Here is an 18,534-nt window from a genome sequence, read left to right as displayed (position 1 = left end):
CCAAAATCTGCATTGCGGACACCCCCGACAAGACACTAGAATCGTCGGATATGGCTTGACGACGGGGGGAGTCCGCCCCAGCTAAGCCTGTAACGTGACAGTACAAAGACGGGCCGGCCCAGTCGGGCGGCCCGCCGGCGTGAATGAGGCAGCATGGTCGATACCCTTCCTGGCGATGTTTTTCCCGTCCTTCCGCTCCGGGACATCGTCGTCTTCCCCCACATGATCGTCCCGCTGTTCGTCGGCCGGGAGAAATCCGTGCGGGCGCTGGAAGACGTGATGCGGGAAGACAAGCAGATCCTGCTGGTCGCCCAGAAGAACGCCGCCCAGGACGACCCCACCACGGAAGACATCTATTCGGTGGGCACCGTGTCCACCGTGCTGCAGCTCCTGAAATTGCCCGACGGCACCGTCAAGGTGCTGGTCGAAGGCGGCAAGCGCGCCAAGATCACCGGCTTCACCGACAACGAGAATTTCTTCCAGGCCACCGCCGAGGTGGTGGACGAGCGCGAAGGCGACCAGCAGGAGCTGGAGGCGCTGTCGCGCTCGGTGGTCAGCCAGTTCGAGCAGTACATCAAGCTCAACAAGAAGATTCCGCCCGAGGTGCTGGTCTCGGTCAACCAGATCGAGGATTCGGCCAAGCTGGCCGACACCGTCGCTTCGCACCTGGCGCTGAAGATCGCCGAGAAACAGGAACTCCTCGAGATCGAGGTGGTGTCCGAGCGGCTCGAGCGGGTCTATTCCTACATGGAGGGCGAAATCGGCGTCCTTCAGGTGGAAAAGAAGATCCGCAACCGCGTCAAGCGGCAGATGGAGAAGACCCAGCGCGAGTACTATCTGAACGAGCAGCTGAAGGCCATTCAGAAGGAGCTGGGCGAGGGCGACGACGGCAAGGACGAGACCGCCGAGCTGGAAGAACGCATCGCCAAGACCAAGCTGACCGTCGAGGCCCGCGAGAAGGCCATGGCCGAGCTGAAGAAGCTCAAGTCCATGAGCCCCATGTCGGCCGAGGCCACCGTGGTGCGCAATTACCTCGACTGGCTGCTGACCATTCCGTGGAAGAAGCGGACCAAGGTCAAGAAGGACGTCAAGCTGGCCGAGACGGTGCTCAACGCCGACCATTACGGCCTGGAGAAGGTCAAGGAACGCATCCTCGAATACCTGGCCGTGCAGATCCGCACCGACAAGGTGCGGGGGCCGATCCTGTGCCTGGTGGGCCCGCCCGGCGTGGGCAAGACCTCGCTCGGCAAGTCCATCGCCAAGGCCACGGGGCGCAATTTCGTGCGCATGAGCCTGGGCGGCGTGCGTGACGAGGCCGAGGTGCGCGGCCATCGTCGCACCTATATCGGCTCCATGCCCGGCAAGATCGTCCAGGGCATGAAGAAGGCCAAGTCGTCCAACCCGCTGTTCCTGCTGGACGAGATCGACAAGCTGGGCGCCGACTGGCGCGGCGATCCGGCTTCCGCCCTGCTCGAGGTGCTGGACCCCGAGCAGAACGCCACCTTCAACGACCATTACCTGGAGGTGGATTACGACCTCTCCGACGTGATGTTCGTCACCACCGCCAACACCATGCGCATGCCCCAGCCCCTGCTGGACCGCATGGAGATCATCCGCCTGTCCGGCTATACCGAGGACGAGAAGGTGGAAATCTCCAAGCGCCACCTGCTGCCCAAGGTGATCAAGGCCGCTGGCCTGAAGAAGGGCGAATGGTCCATCTCGGACGAGGCGCTGCGCCACATCGTGCGCTACTACACCCGCGAGGCGGGCGTGCGCAACATGGAGCGCGAACTGGCCAATCTGGCCCGCAAGGCGGTCAAGGAGATCGTCTCGACGGCCAAGACCAAGGTCGCCGTCACGCCGCGCAATCTGGAAAAGTATGCCGGCATCCACCGCTATCGCTTCGGCGAGGTGGAGGAGCAGGATCTGGTCGGCGTGGTCACCGGACTGGCCTGGACCGAGGTGGGCGGCGAACTGCTGACCATCGAGGCGGTGAGCATGCCGGGCAAGGGCACCTTCAGCCATACCGGCAAGCTGGGCGACGTCATGCAGGAATCCGTGCAGGCGGCCCGCTCCTACGTCCGCTCGCGCTCGGTGAGCTTAGGGATCAAGCCCACCGTGTTCGAGAAGCGCGACATCCACGTCCACGTGCCCGAGGGCGCCACGCCCAAGGACGGACCTTCGGCCGGCGTCGCCATGTGCACCACCATCGTCTCGGTGCTGACCGGCATTCCGGTGCGCAAGGACGTGGCCATGACCGGCGAGATCACGCTGCGCGGCCGGGTGCTGCCCATCGGCGGTCTGAAGGAGAAGCTGCTGGCGGCGCTCAGGGGCGGCATCAAGACCGTTCTCATCCCCAAGGAGAACGAGAAGGATCTGGCCGAGATTCCCGACAACGTCAAGAAGGGCCTGGACATCATTCCGGTCTCCACCGCCGACGAGGTTCTGGCCCTGGCCCTGGTCCGCAAGCCGGTGGCCATCGAGTGGGAGGAGCCCGACGACGTGGCCGAGGCCAAGCCCGCCAAGGAGGGCGAGGCGGTGGCCGGTGGGCTGGTGACTCACTGAGCGCAATAAGGGCATATCCCTAGTCGAAACCGGCGTTTTCCCTCGGGAATCGCCGGTTTTGCATATATGGGCGGAGAGGGGGACTGGCTTGGATGCCAGCAAATCCGCCATTTCTCACGCATTGCGCATTGACGCTATCCGATAGGCTGAATTAAACTGGCGCCTGTCTAATTCGATAGGCGGTATTGCCGGCTATCAATGTCGGTATAACGAAGGGGGTCCTCAGGTGAACAAGAACGATCTCGTGACGGCCGTGGCGGGCGCCGCTGGTCTGTCCAAGGCCGATGCGGCTAAGGCCGTGGACGGTGTTTTCGAAGCCATCACCTCCGCGCTGAAGGGCGGCGATGAGGTTCGTCTGGTCGGTTTCGGCACTTTCGCCGTCGCGTCGCGCGCGGCGTCCGAGGGCCGCAATCCCCGCACCGGCGAAAAGATCAAGATTCCGGCCTCCAAGCAGCCGAAGTTCAAGGCTGGCAAGGGCCTGAAGGACGGCATCCAGTAAGGATGCATCCTCAGTACAGTTTACGCCGGCCGCCCGAAGGGGCGGCCGGTTTGGTTTTGGGGGCTTGCCCAAAATCCGAGAGCGTCCTAGAACCTGCCTGTGGGGCGGTTAGCTCAGCTGGCAGAGCATCTCGTTTACACCGAGAGGGTCGGCGGTTCGATCCCGTCACCGCCCACCATTCCTTCCCGCCATACTTTCATGAACCGGCGACCGGCATCGGCAGCGCGTGCGCGCGTCTGAGGCGTCTGGCTAAAAAGTCAAAGGCCCCGGAAGCGCTGGCTTCCGGGGCCCTGAGAATTTGGTGGGCGCACAAGGACTCGAACCTTGGACCAGCTGATTAAGAGTCAGCTGCTCTACCAACTGAGCTATACGCCCTCAGTGTCTCCGGTTTCGGCCGTAGCCCCCGCCGGAGGGCCGCTTTATAGGTCGAACGAGGGGTCTGTGCAAGCGGAAAATTCACTTCTCTTCGCACTCTTTGCAACGGCGTCGGCAGAGCGTAAAACCATCCCCACAATATCACGTCCCGAAAGGGGAGAGGGAACGCCGCCATGACCGAGAGCACCAAGTACCTGCTGTCCGAAGATCGCCTGCCCAAGGCCTGGTACAACCTCAACGCCGATCTGGCCGTTCCCGCACCGCCGCCGCTGCATCCCGGCACCGGCCAGCCCATCGGCCCCGACGATCTGGCTCCCATCTTCCCCATGGCGGTGATCGCCCAGGAAGTGACGCAGGAACGCTGGGTCGAGATCCCCGAGCCGGTGCGCGAGGTCTATCGCCTGTGGCGTCCCAGCCCGCTGATTCGGGCGCGCCGTCTGGAAAAGGCCCTGGGAACCCCCGCCAAGATCTATTTCAAGTACGAAGGCGTCAGCCCCGCCGGCAGCCACAAGCCCAACACCTCGGTGCCCCAGGCCTTCTACAACAAGCAGGAAGGCGTGAAGCGCATCGCCACCGAGACCGGCGCCGGGCAGTGGGGGTCATCCATGGCCTTCGCCGGCTCGCTGTTCGGCCTCGACGTCGAGGTCTTCATGGTCAAGGTCTCCTATGATCAGAAGCCCTATCGCCGGGCGCTGATGGAGACCTACGGCGCCAAGTGCATCGCCAGCCCGTCCAACCTGACCCATGCCGGCCGCGCCATCCTGGAGAAGGATCCCGATTCCAACGGTTCGCTGGGCATCGCCATCTCCGAGGCGGTGGAAGTCGCCGCCTCGCGCGACGACACCAAGTACGCGCTGGGCAGCGTGCTCAACCATGTCTGTCTGCACCAGACCATCATCGGCGAGGAAGCCATCGTGCAGATGGAGATGGCCGACGATTATCCCGACATCGTCATCGCCTGCACTGGCGGCGGCTCCAATTTCGCCGGTCTGGCCTTCCCCTACATCCGCGAGAACCTGAAGGGGGGCAAGACCCGCGTCATCGGCGTCGAGCCGGCGTCCTGCCCGACGCTGACCAAGGGCCTCTACGCCTATGATTTCGGCGACACCGGCAAGCTGACCCCGCTGGTCAAGATGCACACGCTCGGCGCCACCTTCATGCCGCCGGGCTCGCATGCCGGTGGGCTTCGCTATCACGGCATGGCCCCCATGGTCAGCCATGTGAAGGAGCAGGGCCTGATGGAGGCGCGCGCCTATCACCAGACCGAGTGCTTCGCCGCCGCCGTGCAGTTCGCCCGGTCGGAAGGCATCGTCCCCGCCCCGGAATCGTCGCACGCCGTCAAGGGCGCCATCGACGAGGCTCTGCGCTGCAAGGCCGAGGGCAAGGCCGAGACCATCCTGTTCAACCTGTCGGGCCACGGCCATTTCGACATGCAGGCCTATACCGACTTCTTCTCGGGCAAGCTGAAGGACAACACCTACACTCAGGCCGACCTGGACGCCGCCCTGGCGGAACTGCCCAAGGTGGGGTGAGGAGACCTATTCCGCCTTCTTCTTGCCGAAGGCGGAGAACAGGCCGCGCAGCGCGTCGCCGGCCTTGAGTTTCCTGGGGGCGTCGGAGTTTTCTCCGGCGCCCTTGGGATTCAAGGCCTTGCCCAATCCCTTTTCCACCAGCCAGCGCTGCAGGTCGTTGATGTCCACCGCCTTGACCGGCGCGGCCAGCGGGCCTTCCAGCCGCAGCCCCAAGGCCGGGGCGTCGGGGGCGGCCAGCCGGAAGGCGATCCTGGACGAGATGGTGTCTTTGGGCAGGTCGATGGTGGCGATGCCGGTGGCACCGCCGCCCTCGGCCACCAGGGCGAGATCGCGGCTGGCGACGATGCCCTTCTCGGCGGTAAACGTGCCCGACAGGCTGGAAAAGCGCGAGCTTCCTCCCGACAGCCCGGCCTGGACCAGCCCCAGCAGGCTGCCCAGATTCTCCATGTTGCGCATGCGCGCATCCATGGCGGCGAGGTCGAAGCCGCTGACCTCGCCGTCGGCCACCAGGACCTTGCCGTTGCCCGATAGGCTGGCCGCCAGGGCGGCGGGCGAGGTTCCGGCGGCGGCCAGACGCATCTCGCCTCCCATGCGCCCCTTCTCCAGCCGCAATCCGCCGGCGGCGGGCCTGATCTGGGCGAGGTCGGCGTCCTTCAAGGTGGCCGACAGGGTCATGGCGTTGGCGGCCATGCGGCCGGCGGCAGCCAGTTCGCCCCCCAGCAGCCGCCCCGACAGGCGGTCGAGGTCGAGGACGCCCCTGGCCAGTCCCAGATGGGCGCGGACTTGGTCGAGCCGCCAGCGCTCCAGGCTGACCGACTTGGCCTCCAGGCCGAGGTCGGCGTCCAGGGCCTGCAGCCAGCCCAGGTCGAGGGGCGTGCGCGACCACGCGCCGTCCGGGGAAAGGGCGGCCGGAATGACGGGGGGAGGCGGCGGGGCGGCATAGCCGGTGCGGCGGCGGGGCTTGGGCTCGTCCGCCTTGTCCTTGCCCTCGGCGGGCAGGAACGGGTCCAGCGCGATGGCGTTGCCCGACAGGCTGGCGGTCAGCCTGGGCCGGCCTTCCAGGGCGAGGGTCGCCTTGCCGCCCAGAATGGCCTCGCCGGCCCGCGCCTGAAACTCGTCGATGGCCAGTTGGCCGCTGCTTGCCTCCACGCGGCCGGTGATGGACAATTCGCCGTTGCCGCGCGGGCGGTATCCGGGGGCCAGGGTGCGCATGGCCTGGGCGAAGCCGGCGGCGCGCAAGGATGCGTTGCCCGCCAGCCGGCCGTCGCCCCAACTCCCGTCGAAGCCGAGAGCCAGCCCGGGCAGTCCCAGTTCCGCCTTCACCGGCACCGGCCAGGCCATCCCCGCGCCGATCATGCCGGTGACGCGGCGTTCATCCAGGTCGAGCGTCAGGGCGTTGAGCGACAGCCGGTTGTCGGCCAAGCGCACCTTGCCTTCCAGCCGGGCCTTGGCCGGCGTGGGCGAGCCGCCCAGGCCCAGCCAGGCGCGCAGGACGGGGAGGTTGCGGCTTTCCGCCTTCAACTCGCCCTCGAAGCGCGGGCGGCCTTCGGGGGTGGTCATGGCGCCGGTCAGTTTGACCATGCCGGTGCCGGGCAGGCGGGCCGAGGCCTGGGACAGGGTCAGGCGGCCGCCGTCCAGCAGGGCGTTCAACTGGATATTGGAAACGGTTTCCCCCCGCCAGATCAGGCGGCCGATGCCGAGGTCGAGATTGGCCGCGAGGTCCGGCGGCAATTCGAAGGGCTGCGAGGCGGCGGGGGCAGGGGCGGCCGATGGCGGTTGCGGTGTGCCGGCGGGGGGCGGGGCGGCCGAGGTGGCCGGGGCCTGGGAAGCCGCCGGACGGGGGGCGGCGGGCGTCTTGCGGGCGTCCAGGTCGAAGCTGTCGGCCCGAAGGGTGACGTCCATCAGGGCGGGACTGCCGCTCCGGCTGGCCACCACGCTGCCGGTGATGGTGGACTCGCCCAGGATCACCCCTAGGTCGGAGACCTCCACTTCGTCGGGAGTCAGGCGCAGTCCGGCCTGGGCCGACAAAGGCGAATCGGGCAACTGGGCCGATCCGGCGGCCCGGGCCAGAGAGGCCAGCGACACCTCGATCTTGCCGTCCAGCCCGCCCTTGCCGAAGCGTCCCTCGAAGCCGGCCGCGCTTTCCAGCGAGGGCATGGCCAAAGCGGCCTTCAGCGGTGCCGTCTCGTTGGCGGTGGGGCGCGATCCGCTCGCCTCCAGGGTGATGGGCTTGCCCCACAGGCGGCCGTTGCCGCTGACGGTGAAGCTGTCCTTCACCGCCGAGGCGCGAAGATTTAATCCATCGACGGGACCGGCACGCCCGCCTTCGACGCTCACGTCCGAGAGTTCCGGCCGTCCGGCCAGCAAGGCGCCCAGCGACAGGCCCAGGCGCACCCGGTCCAGGGCGACGACGTTTTCCACGCCCACCGCCGCCAGGGTCACCGCCGGGCTGGGCAGAATGCGAAGGGTGATGGGACCGGCCACGGTGACCTTGCGGCCCATCAGGGCCGAGGCCTCTGCCTCGATGCGCCCGCGCCAGACATTGCCGTCCATCAGAACCGGGGCGGCGAGAACGAGGGCCAGCCCGCCGGCCGCGATTGCGGCGGCGATGGCGACGGGCTTGGCGACCGGCAGGCGGGGCAAGGGCGGCCTCACAGAATCAGGGACAGGGCCACCATCCATACCCCGAGAAGCAGGGCTCCGACCACAACGAACCGTCGGTTCCAGCTATGCGACACCGTTCTGACCGGCACTTCCGCCACCCGGGCCACCGACATCACCGCCGCGCCGACCGGAGTGGTGCAGATGGACAGCGCCCAGGCGCCCAGCATGCCGCTGGCCAGGACCAGGGGATCGATGCCGGCCGCCGCAAGGCTGCCCAGGGCGCTGCCCAGCAAGGTGATGGTGACCAGTTGCGGGATGCCCACATGGGCGGCCGCCATCACGCCCCAGGCCAGCAGCACCGCCACGGCCACGGGCGGCAGGGGGATCAGGGCGACGGCGCGGGCGGTATCTGCGGGCGTGATGAAGGTCGCCACCACGCTGCCCAGGAACATGGCGCCGCCCAGCATGGCCACTTCCGAGCGGAAGCCGGGCAGGCTGTCGCCCAGATGGCCGACAAACAATCGAACCGTCAGCAGCGTGCGGGGAACCGGCGCGCCCGATTGCTGGGCGAACAGCCAGACGACCGCCGCCACGGGCACCACGATCATGGCGCCCACCACCAGACGCACCCCCAGCACTTCGGCCAGGGCGACGGCTCCAACCACGATGGCGGCCACCAGGGCGATCAGGCCGAGGATGGGGCGGAACGCGGTCTTGTGCCGGTGGGGGGGCAGGCGGCGGGTATGGGGGGGAAAGTCCAGGCGGTCCAGCACCCAGCCCCAGCCCATCAGGATCAGGGCCAGGACGACCTGCAGGCACACCAGGCGCCACCATGCCAGATTGGGCACCACCTGCTGGATCACGGCGAAGGACACCGCCAGCGGCGACCAGACCGTCATCATGGCGAAGCCGCGCAGGATGGCGGTCATCATGCGGCGCTTGCGGATGCCCTTGACGACCTCGTCGCCGTTGGCGGCACTTAAGGTGTTGCCCTTGGCGACCATCATGCCCAACAGGGCCAGGACGCCGAAATTGAGCACCAGCGCGATCAGGTGGCTGCCCAGCGACAGCGCGGCATAGCGGCGTCCGGGGCCCTGGCGCACCATCTGCTCGCCGCAGCGGCGGATCAGGCGCGAGGTGCGGGCGCTGTCGCGCAGCATCCCCAGCGTGGTGAACAGCCCGACCAGGAAGACGGATTCCGCCATGCCGTGGCGCAGCGTCTGGAGGGGCTGGGGCAGGACCAGGGCGGCGGCCAGCCCGGCCAGCAGGGCGGCGGCCAGCATGCGCCGTCCGCCGGCCGAGATGGCGCTCCATTCCAGCGCCACATAGAGCAAAAGGGCGGCCCCGGCTCCGTCGCTGGCCCAAGGTCGGTGGAACAGCGCCCAGCCGATGGCGCCGCCGATCACCGCGACCATGGCCAGGGTGGACAGCGCCGCCCTGATCTGCGGTCCGGTCACGACGGTCCGGCGCTGAAGCGCGAGCGCGGCGCGGGCAAGACCTTGGCCGGGCGGGGCAGGTCCTTCATCAGGCCGGGCCCGTTCATCATGGCGAAGCCGCCCAGCACCGTTCCCACCACCACCTTGCGCCGCCGGACGCCCCAGACGCAGACCTCGAGGCCCAGGGGCCCGGCCTGACGGCGAAGCTGTTGCAGTCCGGCCAGCAGGTGGTCGTCGTCGGTCTTGTCGGTATTGGGCAGTTCGGCCAGGTCGATGCTGACCAGATTGACGCCGGCCAGGGCCACGCGGTTCAGGGCGGGATGGCCCAGCGGCTCGCGGATCATGATCTCGCGGCACAGGGGGCGGATGGCGCTGATGGTTTCGGACAGGGCCACGGGGGCAAGATTGGCCGGCAGGCCGAACAGGTCGATGATCAGGCTCTGGGCGCGCACCGCCTCGGGGATGTCGGCGAAGGGGACCAGCACCGACATGCGGGCCGAGGTGCCGAGCGAGCCCCAGTGCAGCGGCACCACCAGACGGGCGGAACTGCCGTCGGCGATGGCCGCCTTGATGCCGCGCACCGCCGCGCCGGCAACGAATTTGTCCAGCCTGACGATGGATTCCCCATCCGAGGCGGGATAGGCGCGGCTGCCTTCATAGGCGGGTTGGCCCGGCTCGTCCACCCGCTGGACGTTTGCCCGGTAGGCGCCGATCACCTCGCCGTCGGCCATCCAGGTGGGGCGCCAGACCAGGGACAGGGCGGCGTCGCCGGGAAGCGGCGGCGCGGCGTCCAGGCCCGGCGCCATGTCGCCGGCCGGACGCTCGGCGGCCACCGATTGCCAGTTGGGGTCGGCCTTGCTCCGCGCGACGCCGTCCACGGGCGCTTCGCGCCAATTGGGATCGAGCCTGTTGCGTTCGGCCACGCTCATGGCCTCCCATTGCGGGCCCCGGTCGCGCCGGGGGGCGACGTCATCGGGCGGAGCGATGGGCGGGGGCGCGGGGGGCTGTTCGGCGATCACCGCCCGGGTCTCGGTCACGGCCGCCGCCAGGGCCGCCAGGTTGAGCTCCCCGTTGTCGTCCAGGGCGTCGGCCAGCGAGATTTCCGCCGCCAGGGCCAGGGGGCGGTCGTGGCCGGCGAACTGGCTGCCCACCAGTCTTGTCCCTAAGTCCTGGGCGATGCGCACGGCGCGGCGGCGCGCCTCGGGGGCGGGGGTGTTGCGGAACACCAGGACGAACAGATCGGGGCCCTTGCGGCCGAAGACGTTGCCGGCGCCCAGGTGCAGGTTGATGACACCTTCGGCGATCAGCATGACCTTTTCGGCGATGCGGGCCCATTTGTCGCCCACCGCCTCGTGGAACTCCACCAGGGAGATCAGGTGCAGCTTGGTCTGGTACTGGCCGTCATCCTCGGCCAGCAGCCCTTCCAGCGCCAGGGTGAAGGAATCGTCCACCAGGGAGGTGGAGGCGGCCTCTTTCGGCTGGGCGGCGGGAGCATCCGCCTTGGCGCCGCCCATCAGCCGGCCGATGAGCGCCAGAGGACGGGCCAGCGCCGTCTTCAGACCGCCCTTCTTCCCCTTGTCAGCCATGCTTACCCCGTCTTATCCCCTGGCCGGAAAGAGTAGGGGGGCGTAAGTCCCCGTGCAAGTATGGCACCGGGCTAGGCTCAGCCTTTGATGTATTTGGCGGCCAGTTCCACGTACTTCTCGGCCGAAACCGGGAAGAAGGCGATTTCCTCGTCCGACAGGCGGCGCAGCATCTTGGCCGGATTGCCGCCCCACAGTTCGCCCGCCTTGACCCGCTTGCCCGGCGTCACCACCGCGCCGGCGGCGACCATGGCGCCCGATTCCACCACCGCGCCGTCCAGCACCACGGCGCCCATGCCGACGAAGCAGGCGTCCTCCAGGGTGCAGGCGTGCAGGATGGCGCCGTGGCCGATGGTGATGTCCGAGCCGATATAGGTGCCCAGCTTGCCGCCGGTGACGTGGACGATGGTGCCGTCCTGGATGTTGGTGCGTTCGCCGATGCGGATCTCGTGGACGTCGCCGCGGATGACGCAGTTGAACCACACCGAGGTGCCGGCGCCGATCACCGTGTCGCCGATCACCACAGCGGTGGGCGCGATGAAGACGTTTTCGCCGATGGTCGGGCTGACGCCCTGGAAGGGCATGACGTTGCCGCTCATCTCAAATCCTCACGGGAACAGGGGTTGCTGTTCGAGACCCAGGGTCTCGGGCAGGCCGAACATCAGGTTCATGTTCTGCAGCGCCTGGCCCGAGGCGCCCTTGACCAGATTGTCGATCACCGAGGTGATGATGATCCGCCCGGGCACCCGGTCGTCGAACACGCTCATCAGGCAGTGGTTGGAGCCGCGCACATGCCGGGTGTGGGGCACCACGCCCTCGGGACACACGCGGACGAAGGGCTCGTCCTTGTAGGTGGCGGCCAGCCGGGCAAGCAGGTCGGCGGCCTTGGCGCCCCCCCTGGTCTTGACGTAGATGGTCGACAGCATGCCCCGGCTCATGGGGATCAGGTGGGGGGTGAAGGTCACCAGCACCGGAGCGCCGGCGGCTTCCGACAGGCCCTGCTCGATCTCGGGGGAATGCCGGTGGCTGGCGACGCCATAGGCGTGCATGCCCTCGGTCACCTCGGTATAGAGGTTGGCCTCCTTGGCGGCCCGCCCGGCGCCCGACACACCCGACTTGGCGTCGATGACGATGTCGCTGGCCTCGATCAGCCCGGCTTTCAGCAGCGGGATCAGCGGCAGCTGCACCGAGGTGGGATAGCAGCCGGGATTGGCCACCAGCCGGGCCTTGGCCACCGCGCCGCGGGCCAGCTCGGTCAGGCCGTAGACCGCCTGCTTCTGCAAGTCGGGCGCCCGGTGCTCGTGGCCGTACCACTGGGCGTAGGTGTCCACATTGAACAGCCGGAAATCGGCCGACAGGTCCACCACCTTGACCGAAGCGGGCAGGGCGGCGATCACCTCCTGGGTGGTGCCGTGGGGCAGGCAGCAGAACACCGCGTCGACGGTCTTGAAATCCACCTGATCGATGGCGACCAGATCGGGAAGCTTCAGCCCGCCCAGATGGGGGAACACGGAGTCCATGGACTGGCCCGCCTTGCGGTCGCCGGTCATCACCTTGATCTTGAAAGCCGGATGCAGCGCCAGCAGGCGCACAAGCTCGGCGCCGGTATAGCCGCTGGCTCCCAAGATGGCGACGGAAACGTCCTTCATGATCCCTGCTCCCTTGGCAATTGGGGAGCGGACGATAGCAGGCCCCATTCGGCGCGACAACCGCCGGAACTTGACGTCTCCATTGCGGTATTGTAGAGCCATGTTCGTCCTGCATCCCGGAACACGGTGAAAGTCCGTGGCGGTCCCGCCGCTGTAATCGGGGACACGGACCACAGGGGCGCTCAGGCCCCAGCCACTGGCGAACAGCCGGGAAGGCGTGGTCTCGTGGCTGATCCGAGAGCCAGAAGACCTGCACGGACATAGGTTGAACGAGGGGCGAAATCCGATGGCAAAGGGTTTCGGCTGGTGCGCGTCCGCGCCCCGGCCGGAAAGCCCCTTTGGCTGACGCAAGGATTAACGCCATGACCAAAACTCAGACCAAACCGCGCCCCCCCGTCATCGCCGTTCGCAAGACCTGCGACGCCGAGGGCACCGGCCTGTCCCATTACGTCCTGATGGACACTCATGTTAAGCATGGGCAGGTGAAGCGGTGAACGTCGCGGCCCCCCTCCGTGGGGGCCGTCTTCCCGACGGCCTCCAGAATTTCGAGATCGGCCACGCCGATTACACCGCCCTGATCGACGCCGACAACGCCTTCTGGGCGCTGGTGCGCAAGGACGAGATGGACGCGGTCCTCGACGACGGGGCCTTGGAGCGCGACTGGCGCGCCAAGCGCGACGATTTCGCCCGCGAGATGGACATGCTGCGCTTCCATCTCAAGCCCTCGGCGGTCTATTTCAACCCTACCGAACGCTGCAATCTGGATTGCACCTACTGCTATATCCCGCAGAAAATGCGGCGTACCGGCGAGCATATGAGCCGCGAGAAGCTGATGGAGGCCATGGCGCGCCTCGACGAGTACTTCGCCCGCACCGTGCCGGAAGGCAGGAAGCCGCAGATCATCTTCCATGGCGCCGAGCCGCTGCTCAACCGTGACGCCATGTTCGAGGCCATCGACCGCTATTCGGACCGTTTCCGCTTCGGGGTGCAGACCAACGCCACCCTGCTGGACGACAAGGCGGTGGAGTTCCTGACGTCTCGGGGCTGCGGCATCGGCCTGTCGCTGGACGCGCCCAAGCCCGAGGTGGCCGACCGCTCGCGCAAGCGCTGGACCGGCGACGGGGTGTTCGCCTCGACGGTGGACGCCATCCGCCGCCTTCGGGGCTATGCCGGCTTCAACGTCATCTGCACCATGAACCGCGAGAATCTGGGCCAGCTGACCGAGATGGTGGAGTTCCTTCATGCCGAGGAGGTGCCCGCCTGCATGCTGAACGTGGTCCGCTGCACCCAGCCGGGCGGGCAAGGGGCGTGGGCCGAGGACGAAGCGGTGTCCAAGGCCTATCTGGCGGCCTTGGACCGTACCCACCAGCTTTACCGCCAGACGGGCCGCAAGCTGGTGGTGGCCAATTTCGTCAACATCCTGATCTCCATCCTGGCGCCGACGGCAAGGCGGCTGATGTGCGACATCTCGCCCTGCGGCGGCGGGCGGTCGTTCTTCGCGCTGGCCCCCGACGGTTCGCTGTTCCCGTGCTCGGAATTCATCGGCCTGCCGTCATTCGCCGGCGGCAACCTGTTCACCGACCGGATAGAGGACGTGCTGGACAGCCCGGCCTTCAAGCTGGTGACCGGGCGCAAGGTGGAAGACATCAAGGCCTGCTCCACCTGTCCGGTACGGCATTTCTGCGGCTCGCCCTGTCCGGCCGAGGCGCATGAGGCCAATGGCGGCATGGACAGGATCGGGGCCTATTGCGGCTTCTATCTGGATCAGGCCCGGTACGCCTTCCGCCTGATCGCCGACGGCATCGCCGAGGATTACATGTGGGACGGCTGGGACGACGGCACCGAGACCGCCTTCGCCTTCGGCTGCTAGTTTCCTCGCCGACCGGGGCGGCGGGAATCCTGCCGTCCCGGCCCGGGCATCCGGCGGATGTAAGAAACCGCAACAATTTTGGAATGGTTGGAATCTGCCTGGGGGGGTAGGCTTCCAGAGGCTGAATAAATGCCTCAGGAGGGGTTGACGATGAAGAAGATGATCATGGCCGCGGTGATGGCGGCGGGAATTGCTCTGACCGGTTCCGCCTGGGCGGCGGGCGCCATCGCCGTCGATGACGCCGACGCGACCAAGGCCAGCGAGGTGGGTTTCGGTGTCGGCAGCGGCTCCACCCGCGAGGAGGCAGGCATCGACGCGGTGCGTGAGTGCAAGAAGGCCGGCAACAGCAGCTGCAAGGTGGCGGTGCGCTACGACACCTGCGGCGCCTACGCCACCTCCCGGGACTACACCGGCGTGGGCTGGGGCAGCACCGAGGGCGAGGCCAAGGCCAACGCCCTGGAAGCCTGCGGCAAGGGCTGTAAGGTGGCGGTTTCCGACTGCCAGTAGGAGCGGCAACGACGTCCCGTCATCCCGAGCGAAGTCGAGGGATCTCCGCCTGGACCATTGGTGCCGATTCCGGCAAGCCGGGCCAGGACGAGATCCCTCCTCCCGATGGTCGTCGGGATGACAGGCTGTTTTCAGTGCCCGGGAGTCCGACTCCCGGTTACTGTTTGGTCGGGCGGGGCATGGGCGGTTCTTCCGCTCCAGGCCCCGTTTCGGCTTTCTGCGGTTCCACTTTCGCCGCCTTCTCGGGGGCGGGCAGGGGTTTGGCCTCCACCTCGGGCAGCGGCACGGCGCTGTCGTTGGGCACGGGCTTGGCCGTGGCCGCGGGAGCGGCTGGGGGCGGCGTGATGGATGTGGGCGCGCCGGGTTCACTCTTCGCCACCGGACCGGCTCCGCCTTCCAGGCGCGGCAGCATGGCGCTCATCACGTTGGTGGCCAGGTTGTGGGCGACGGCCGCAAGCTTGGGCGGCTTGCGCTTCCTTTCGAAGCCTGACGGCGTGGCCTTGTAGCGCTGGTCGGCGCGCTCGGGGCCGAAGCTTTCGTCGTCCTCGTCGGGCAGGTCGAAGCCCTTGGAGCTGGCGGTGACCTTGTCGGTCTTCTGCCATTCCTTCAGCGCCCGGCTGTTGACCATGGCCAGCACCCGTCCGGTCTTGACGTCCAGGATGCGGGCGCGCAGTTCGTAGCCGGTGGTGGACTGGGCCGAATCGGCCACCAGGACCTCGACCATCAGGTCGGCCATGGTCTGCATGGCCATCACTTCCACCGTCTTGGGATCGATCTCCTCGGCGCCCGCCCCCATGATGCGGGTGATCATGGTGCGGTCGACCACGCTCGCGTCGGCCTGCAGGAAGGGGGCAAGGAAGCCGTCCTGGAACTCCCATTCCCAGGTCTCGGCCCGCGCCGGACGCTCGGCCGCATCGCCGGCGCGGCGCTGGGTCTCGGTGACGCTTTGCTTTCCGCCCGACTGCTTGAGGGTCAGGTCGCCCTCGGTGGAATTGCGGCTCTTGTCGGCGGTGACGGTGCGGGTCTCGGAATACCACTGGGCCAGGGTGTCCGACAGTTGCCGGTTCCACCAGAAGGCCAGGCGCGGCCGTCCGCCCTGGGCGTAGGCATCCCTGAAGCGGGCGATGACGTCGTCCTGGGGCTTGAACGGGTTGGGCCTGGCCGCGGCGGCGTCCAGGGAATCGGCACCGTCGCGGGCGGGCGGAGCGACCTTGGTCGGGGCCTGATAGGGCGGCACCTTGGGCCCGACGGTCTGGGCCTCGGCCACCAGGGGAACCAGCAAGGCGAGGGCCGATACGGCCAGGAGACGGGTGATCATTTGCCTTCCCTCATCTCGATCATGTAGCCGTCCACGGCCTTGTCGCCCAAGGACAGCTCGCGGTAGGTGACCGACGTGCGCGGCCCGAACTGCATCCGGCGCCAGGCGCTGACCGGCTCGGACGCCGCGCCGTCGGCGGCGTAGAACTGGGTGCGGGCCTCGGCGTTCTGCGGGAAGTCGGTGCAGTTGACCACCTGGGCCAGCACCTCGACCGTTCCCGTCTCGGTTCGCCTTGCGGCGATGGAGCGCACGTAGAGCTTCCGGATGATGCTGGGATCGGTGATGCTCACCGAATTCATGGGCATTTCCTTCAGGGGCGAGGACGAGCCCTCGACCATGGCGGGGCCGGCGACCAGATCGCGCTGGCTGGCGACGCGGCTCATGTCGCACTGGGGCGCGGGGTCCAGCGAGGCGCAGCCGCCCAGCAGCAACAGGCCGAAGGCGGGAACGAGCAGGCGCTTCATGGCGATGACTCCTTGGATTTGGACTCCGGGGCTTTAGGCTCTGCCGCCGGAATGACGACGGGGGACGCCATCACCTCGGCGGGAACAGAATTGGGGGCGCGCGGGTTGCGGGGAACGGCCGAGCCGTGCCGGGCCCAGACCAGGCCGCACTTGCCGGCCCGCTGAATGGGGCGCGCCACCGTTTCCAGCGGCGCGCCGCCGGGCGACTGGAACGAGACGTCGATGGTGGCGACCTTGTCGGGCAGGGCCAGGGTCAGCCCCTGCACCCGGTCGGAGAGGTTGTCCCAGTAGCGGGTGTCGGCCTGGGATTCGATGGTGCTGGCGAACAGCTTGGACAGGCCGCCGATCACCGCCAGTCCGGCGCCGACCAGGGCCGCACCGGCCTGGGCCTGCTGGCGGGCTTCGCGCTGTTCCTTGGTCTCGCGATAGCGGGGGCGATCGGTCGCCACCTTGGCGGCCACCGCCGCGCCGATCAGGGCGACGTTGCCCACGGTGTCGGCGGTGTCCTTGTACTCCGCCTTGCCTTCCAGAATGGAATCGAAGGGCCGCCCGCCCCGGGTCGAGGCCTGGCGGAAGATGTCCTCCAGCAGTACGGCATTTCCCGTGGGATGGTCCTTGGGCCGGTCGGGATCGGTCCAGGCGATGCTGACCGTCTCGGTCGAGCCGCTGCGCTTGATCTTCAGGCGTGGCCCGTCGGAGATCTTCACCGGGGCGGTGCCGGTCTCCACCAGCACCAGCACGTTGTCGTGATCGCGCGGCAGGGGGGCGTCCTTGTTGATGGCGCGGAATTCCTTGAAGTCCTCGGCGGCCAGCGATTCGTTGCCCGAGCAATGGGCCGCCCAGCCCTGGAGGAAGGGCATCAGGGCGAAATCGGCGCGGTACTGCTCTTCCTCGGCGAAGGCGTCCTGCAGCATGCCGCCCTTGAAGCTGGCCCGGGCATTCTCGTAATCGCCGGCCTTGAGGTAGAGCAGGCCGCGATAGTAATAGGCCATGGCGCGCTCGTAGGGCTCGCCCTTGAAATCCTTGATGCCTTCCTTGACCCACAGGCCGCGGGCCTTGCGGGCTTCCTCGTTGTCGGCGTAGATGGCCTCGATGCCGACCAGGGCGTCGTCGAACAGCTGTTCGGCCAGCCGGTCGCGGCCCATGGCGAAGCTGGCCAGCCCCAGGCGCATGTGGTTGAGCACCCGGTTGCGGTCACCTTGGGCCTGGGCAATGAAGAAGTGGCGGCGAAGCTCGGTCGGCTTGTCCTCCAGATAGGCCTGGACCACCGCGGGCGCCGGGCTGACTTCCCGTTCGCGCGTGGTCACGCAGCCCGACGCCAGTCCGGCGATCACCACCACACTCAACCAGGAAGGCCGGGCGGCCATGGGAGTGTTCCCCTTGGGCTAGCGGTAGATGATGTCGTCCTGGGCGGCCTTGGCGAATTCGTAGATGCCGCTCCAGACGATTTCCGAGGTTTCCAGGTCGACCATCTCGAAGACGATCTGGTTGTAGCGCTGCATCATGCCGGTCTTGGGATCGCGGGAATCCAGCGAGGTGATGCGCCCGCCCAGACGGTAATCGCCGCCCTTCGGCGCGCGGGCGGCGGGAAGCGTCGCCTTGTCCACCACGCCCTGGCGCTTCAGCTCGCGCTCCTTGGCCACCATATCGGCGTAGTTGCGCCCGACGAACTGCATGCGCCCCGAGGCGGCGCGGTTCAGCCCCACCCGCAGGCGGTCGGTGATGGAGTTCTTGTTCAGGCGCGACGAGCTCTCGTTGTAGAAGTATTCGGAATCGATGATGACGTTGGGCGGCACCTGGGCGTTGGCCAGGCGCGGCTGGCTCAGCATGTCGCGCATCATCTGGTCGGTCATGCCGATGATGTCCTGGGATTCGATGCCCACACCCTTCACCGGGCCGACGCTGCCCGGATCGATATAGACGCTGGGGCTGCCGGCGGTGTTGTCTACGCTCTGGCAGGCGGCGAGCGCCAGGCCTGCGAAAGTCACAAAAGCAAGGGCGGGCAGGCGGCGCATGATCGACATCCTCGAACGCAGGTGAACCGACGATAGAATCGCGCGGAATTGGGGCGATGATATGGCATTCGTCGAGACCACGCATCACGCTTTCGTAAACCTGCGCAGGCCGCTAGT

General features: G+C 67.6%; 15 protein-coding genes, 2 tRNA genes and 1 riboswitch. Of the genes, 7 read left to right on the top strand and 10 right to left on the bottom strand.

The window, feature by feature from the left end:
- The first annotated feature begins 153 nt into the window (after window positions 1–153).
- The 3 genes from lon (at window position 154) to WV31_RS09440 (ending at window position 3,242) form a co-directional block, all read left to right on the top strand.
- Window positions 154–2,565, top strand: coding sequence for an endopeptidase La (gene lon / locus WV31_RS09450; RefSeq protein WP_085373312.1), 2,412 nt, complete (start codon window positions 154–156; stop codon window positions 2,563–2,565).
- 226 nt (window positions 2,566–2,791) lie between these two features.
- Window positions 2,792–3,064, top strand: a complete 273-nt coding sequence (locus WV31_RS09445; protein WP_008617506.1) for an HU family DNA-binding protein — start codon at window positions 2,792–2,794, stop codon at window positions 3,062–3,064.
- 102 nt (window positions 3,065–3,166) lie between these two features.
- Window positions 3,167–3,242, top strand: a tRNA-Val gene (locus WV31_RS09440).
- A gap of 121 nt (window positions 3,243–3,363) precedes the next feature.
- Here WV31_RS09440 and WV31_RS09435 read toward each other — a convergent pair.
- Window positions 3,364–3,439 (bottom strand) — tRNA-Lys (locus tag WV31_RS09435).
- 173 nt (window positions 3,440–3,612) lie between these two features.
- On the opposite strand from WV31_RS09435, the gene WV31_RS09430 reads away from it, so the two are divergent.
- A complete protein-coding gene (locus WV31_RS09430) occupies window positions 3,613–4,971 on the top strand; it encodes a TrpB-like pyridoxal phosphate-dependent enzyme (protein WP_085373311.1) in 1,359 nt (452 codons plus the stop codon).
- A gap of 6 nt (window positions 4,972–4,977) precedes the next feature.
- Here the strand turns inward: WV31_RS09430 and WV31_RS09425 are convergent, their stop codons facing one another.
- The 5 genes from WV31_RS09425 to argC form a co-directional block, all read right to left on the bottom strand.
- Entirely contained in the window at window positions 4,978–7,614 is a 2,637-nt protein-coding gene (locus WV31_RS09425; RefSeq protein ID WP_237051558.1) for an AsmA family protein, read from the bottom strand.
- Window positions 7,615–7,622: 8 nt separating this feature from the next.
- Window positions 7,623–9,032: a hypothetical protein gene (locus WV31_RS09420; protein ID WP_085373309.1), complete on the bottom strand. Its 1,410-nt coding sequence runs from the start codon at window positions 9,030–9,032 to the stop codon at window positions 7,623–7,625.
- Entirely contained in the window at window positions 9,029–10,597 is a 1,569-nt protein-coding gene (locus WV31_RS09415; RefSeq protein WP_085373308.1) for a hypothetical protein, read from the bottom strand. Before WV31_RS09415 ends, WV31_RS09420 begins: the two co-directional genes overlap by 4 nt.
- A gap of 77 nt (window positions 10,598–10,674) precedes the next feature.
- Window positions 10,675–11,193 (bottom strand): gamma carbonic anhydrase family protein, encoded by a 519-nt coding sequence (locus WV31_RS09410; protein WP_085373307.1) that lies wholly within the window; start codon window positions 11,191–11,193, stop codon window positions 10,675–10,677.
- Between the two features lie 9 nt (window positions 11,194–11,202).
- Complete coding sequence (gene argC, locus WV31_RS09405; protein WP_206072607.1) at window positions 11,203–12,246, bottom strand: N-acetyl-gamma-glutamyl-phosphate reductase; 1,044 nt, start codon at window positions 12,244–12,246, stop codon at window positions 11,203–11,205.
- A gap of 115 nt (window positions 12,247–12,361) precedes the next feature.
- Window positions 12,362–12,493, top strand: a riboswitch (cobalamin riboswitch).
- 112 nt (window positions 12,494–12,605) lie between these two features.
- On the opposite strand from argC, the gene cbpA reads away from it, so the two are divergent.
- The 3 genes from cbpA (at window position 12,606) to WV31_RS09390 (ending at window position 14,620) form a co-directional block, all read left to right on the top strand.
- Complete coding sequence (gene cbpA, locus WV31_RS09400) at window positions 12,606–12,737, top strand: modified peptide precursor CbpA (RefSeq protein ID WP_085373305.1); 132 nt, start codon at window positions 12,606–12,608, stop codon at window positions 12,735–12,737.
- Window positions 12,734–14,113: a peptide-modifying radical SAM enzyme CbpB gene (gene cbpB / locus WV31_RS09395; RefSeq protein ID WP_085373304.1), complete on the top strand. Its 1,380-nt coding sequence runs from the start codon at window positions 12,734–12,736 to the stop codon at window positions 14,111–14,113. The genes cbpA and cbpB overlap by 4 nt, the downstream gene beginning before the upstream one ends.
- A gap of 150 nt (window positions 14,114–14,263) precedes the next feature.
- Window positions 14,264–14,620: a DUF4189 domain-containing protein gene (locus tag WV31_RS09390; RefSeq protein ID WP_085373303.1), complete on the top strand. Its 357-nt coding sequence runs from the start codon at window positions 14,264–14,266 to the stop codon at window positions 14,618–14,620.
- Window positions 14,621–14,777: 157 nt separating this feature from the next.
- Here WV31_RS09390 and WV31_RS09385 read toward each other — a convergent pair whose 3' ends face one another.
- From WV31_RS09385 to WV31_RS09370, 4 genes are read right to left on the bottom strand one after another with little or no spacing between them, the layout of a single operon-like run.
- A complete protein-coding gene (locus tag WV31_RS09385; protein ID WP_085373302.1) occupies window positions 14,778–15,938 on the bottom strand; it encodes a hypothetical protein in 1,161 nt (386 codons plus the stop codon).
- Window positions 15,935–16,402 (bottom strand): hypothetical protein, encoded by a 468-nt coding sequence (locus WV31_RS09380; protein WP_085373301.1) that lies wholly within the window; start codon window positions 16,400–16,402, stop codon window positions 15,935–15,937. Before WV31_RS09380 ends, WV31_RS09385 begins: the two co-directional genes overlap by 4 nt.
- On the bottom strand, window positions 16,399–17,769 hold the full coding sequence (locus WV31_RS09375) for a hypothetical protein (protein ID WP_085373300.1): 1,371 nt from the start codon (window positions 17,767–17,769) through the stop codon (window positions 16,399–16,401). The genes WV31_RS09380 and WV31_RS09375 overlap by 4 nt, the downstream gene beginning before the upstream one ends.
- 18 nt (window positions 17,770–17,787) lie before the next feature.
- Window positions 17,788–18,417 (bottom strand): penicillin-binding protein activator LpoB, encoded by a 630-nt coding sequence (locus tag WV31_RS09370; protein WP_085373299.1) that lies wholly within the window; start codon window positions 18,415–18,417, stop codon window positions 17,788–17,790.
- Window positions 18,418–18,534: the final 117 nt, after the last annotated feature.

The sequence above is a fragment of the Magnetospirillum sp. ME-1 genome, assembly GCF_002105535.1.
Taxonomy (GTDB): domain Bacteria; phylum Pseudomonadota; class Alphaproteobacteria; order Rhodospirillales; family Magnetospirillaceae; genus Phaeospirillum.
This window is presented reverse-complemented; position numbering and strand designations above follow the sequence as displayed.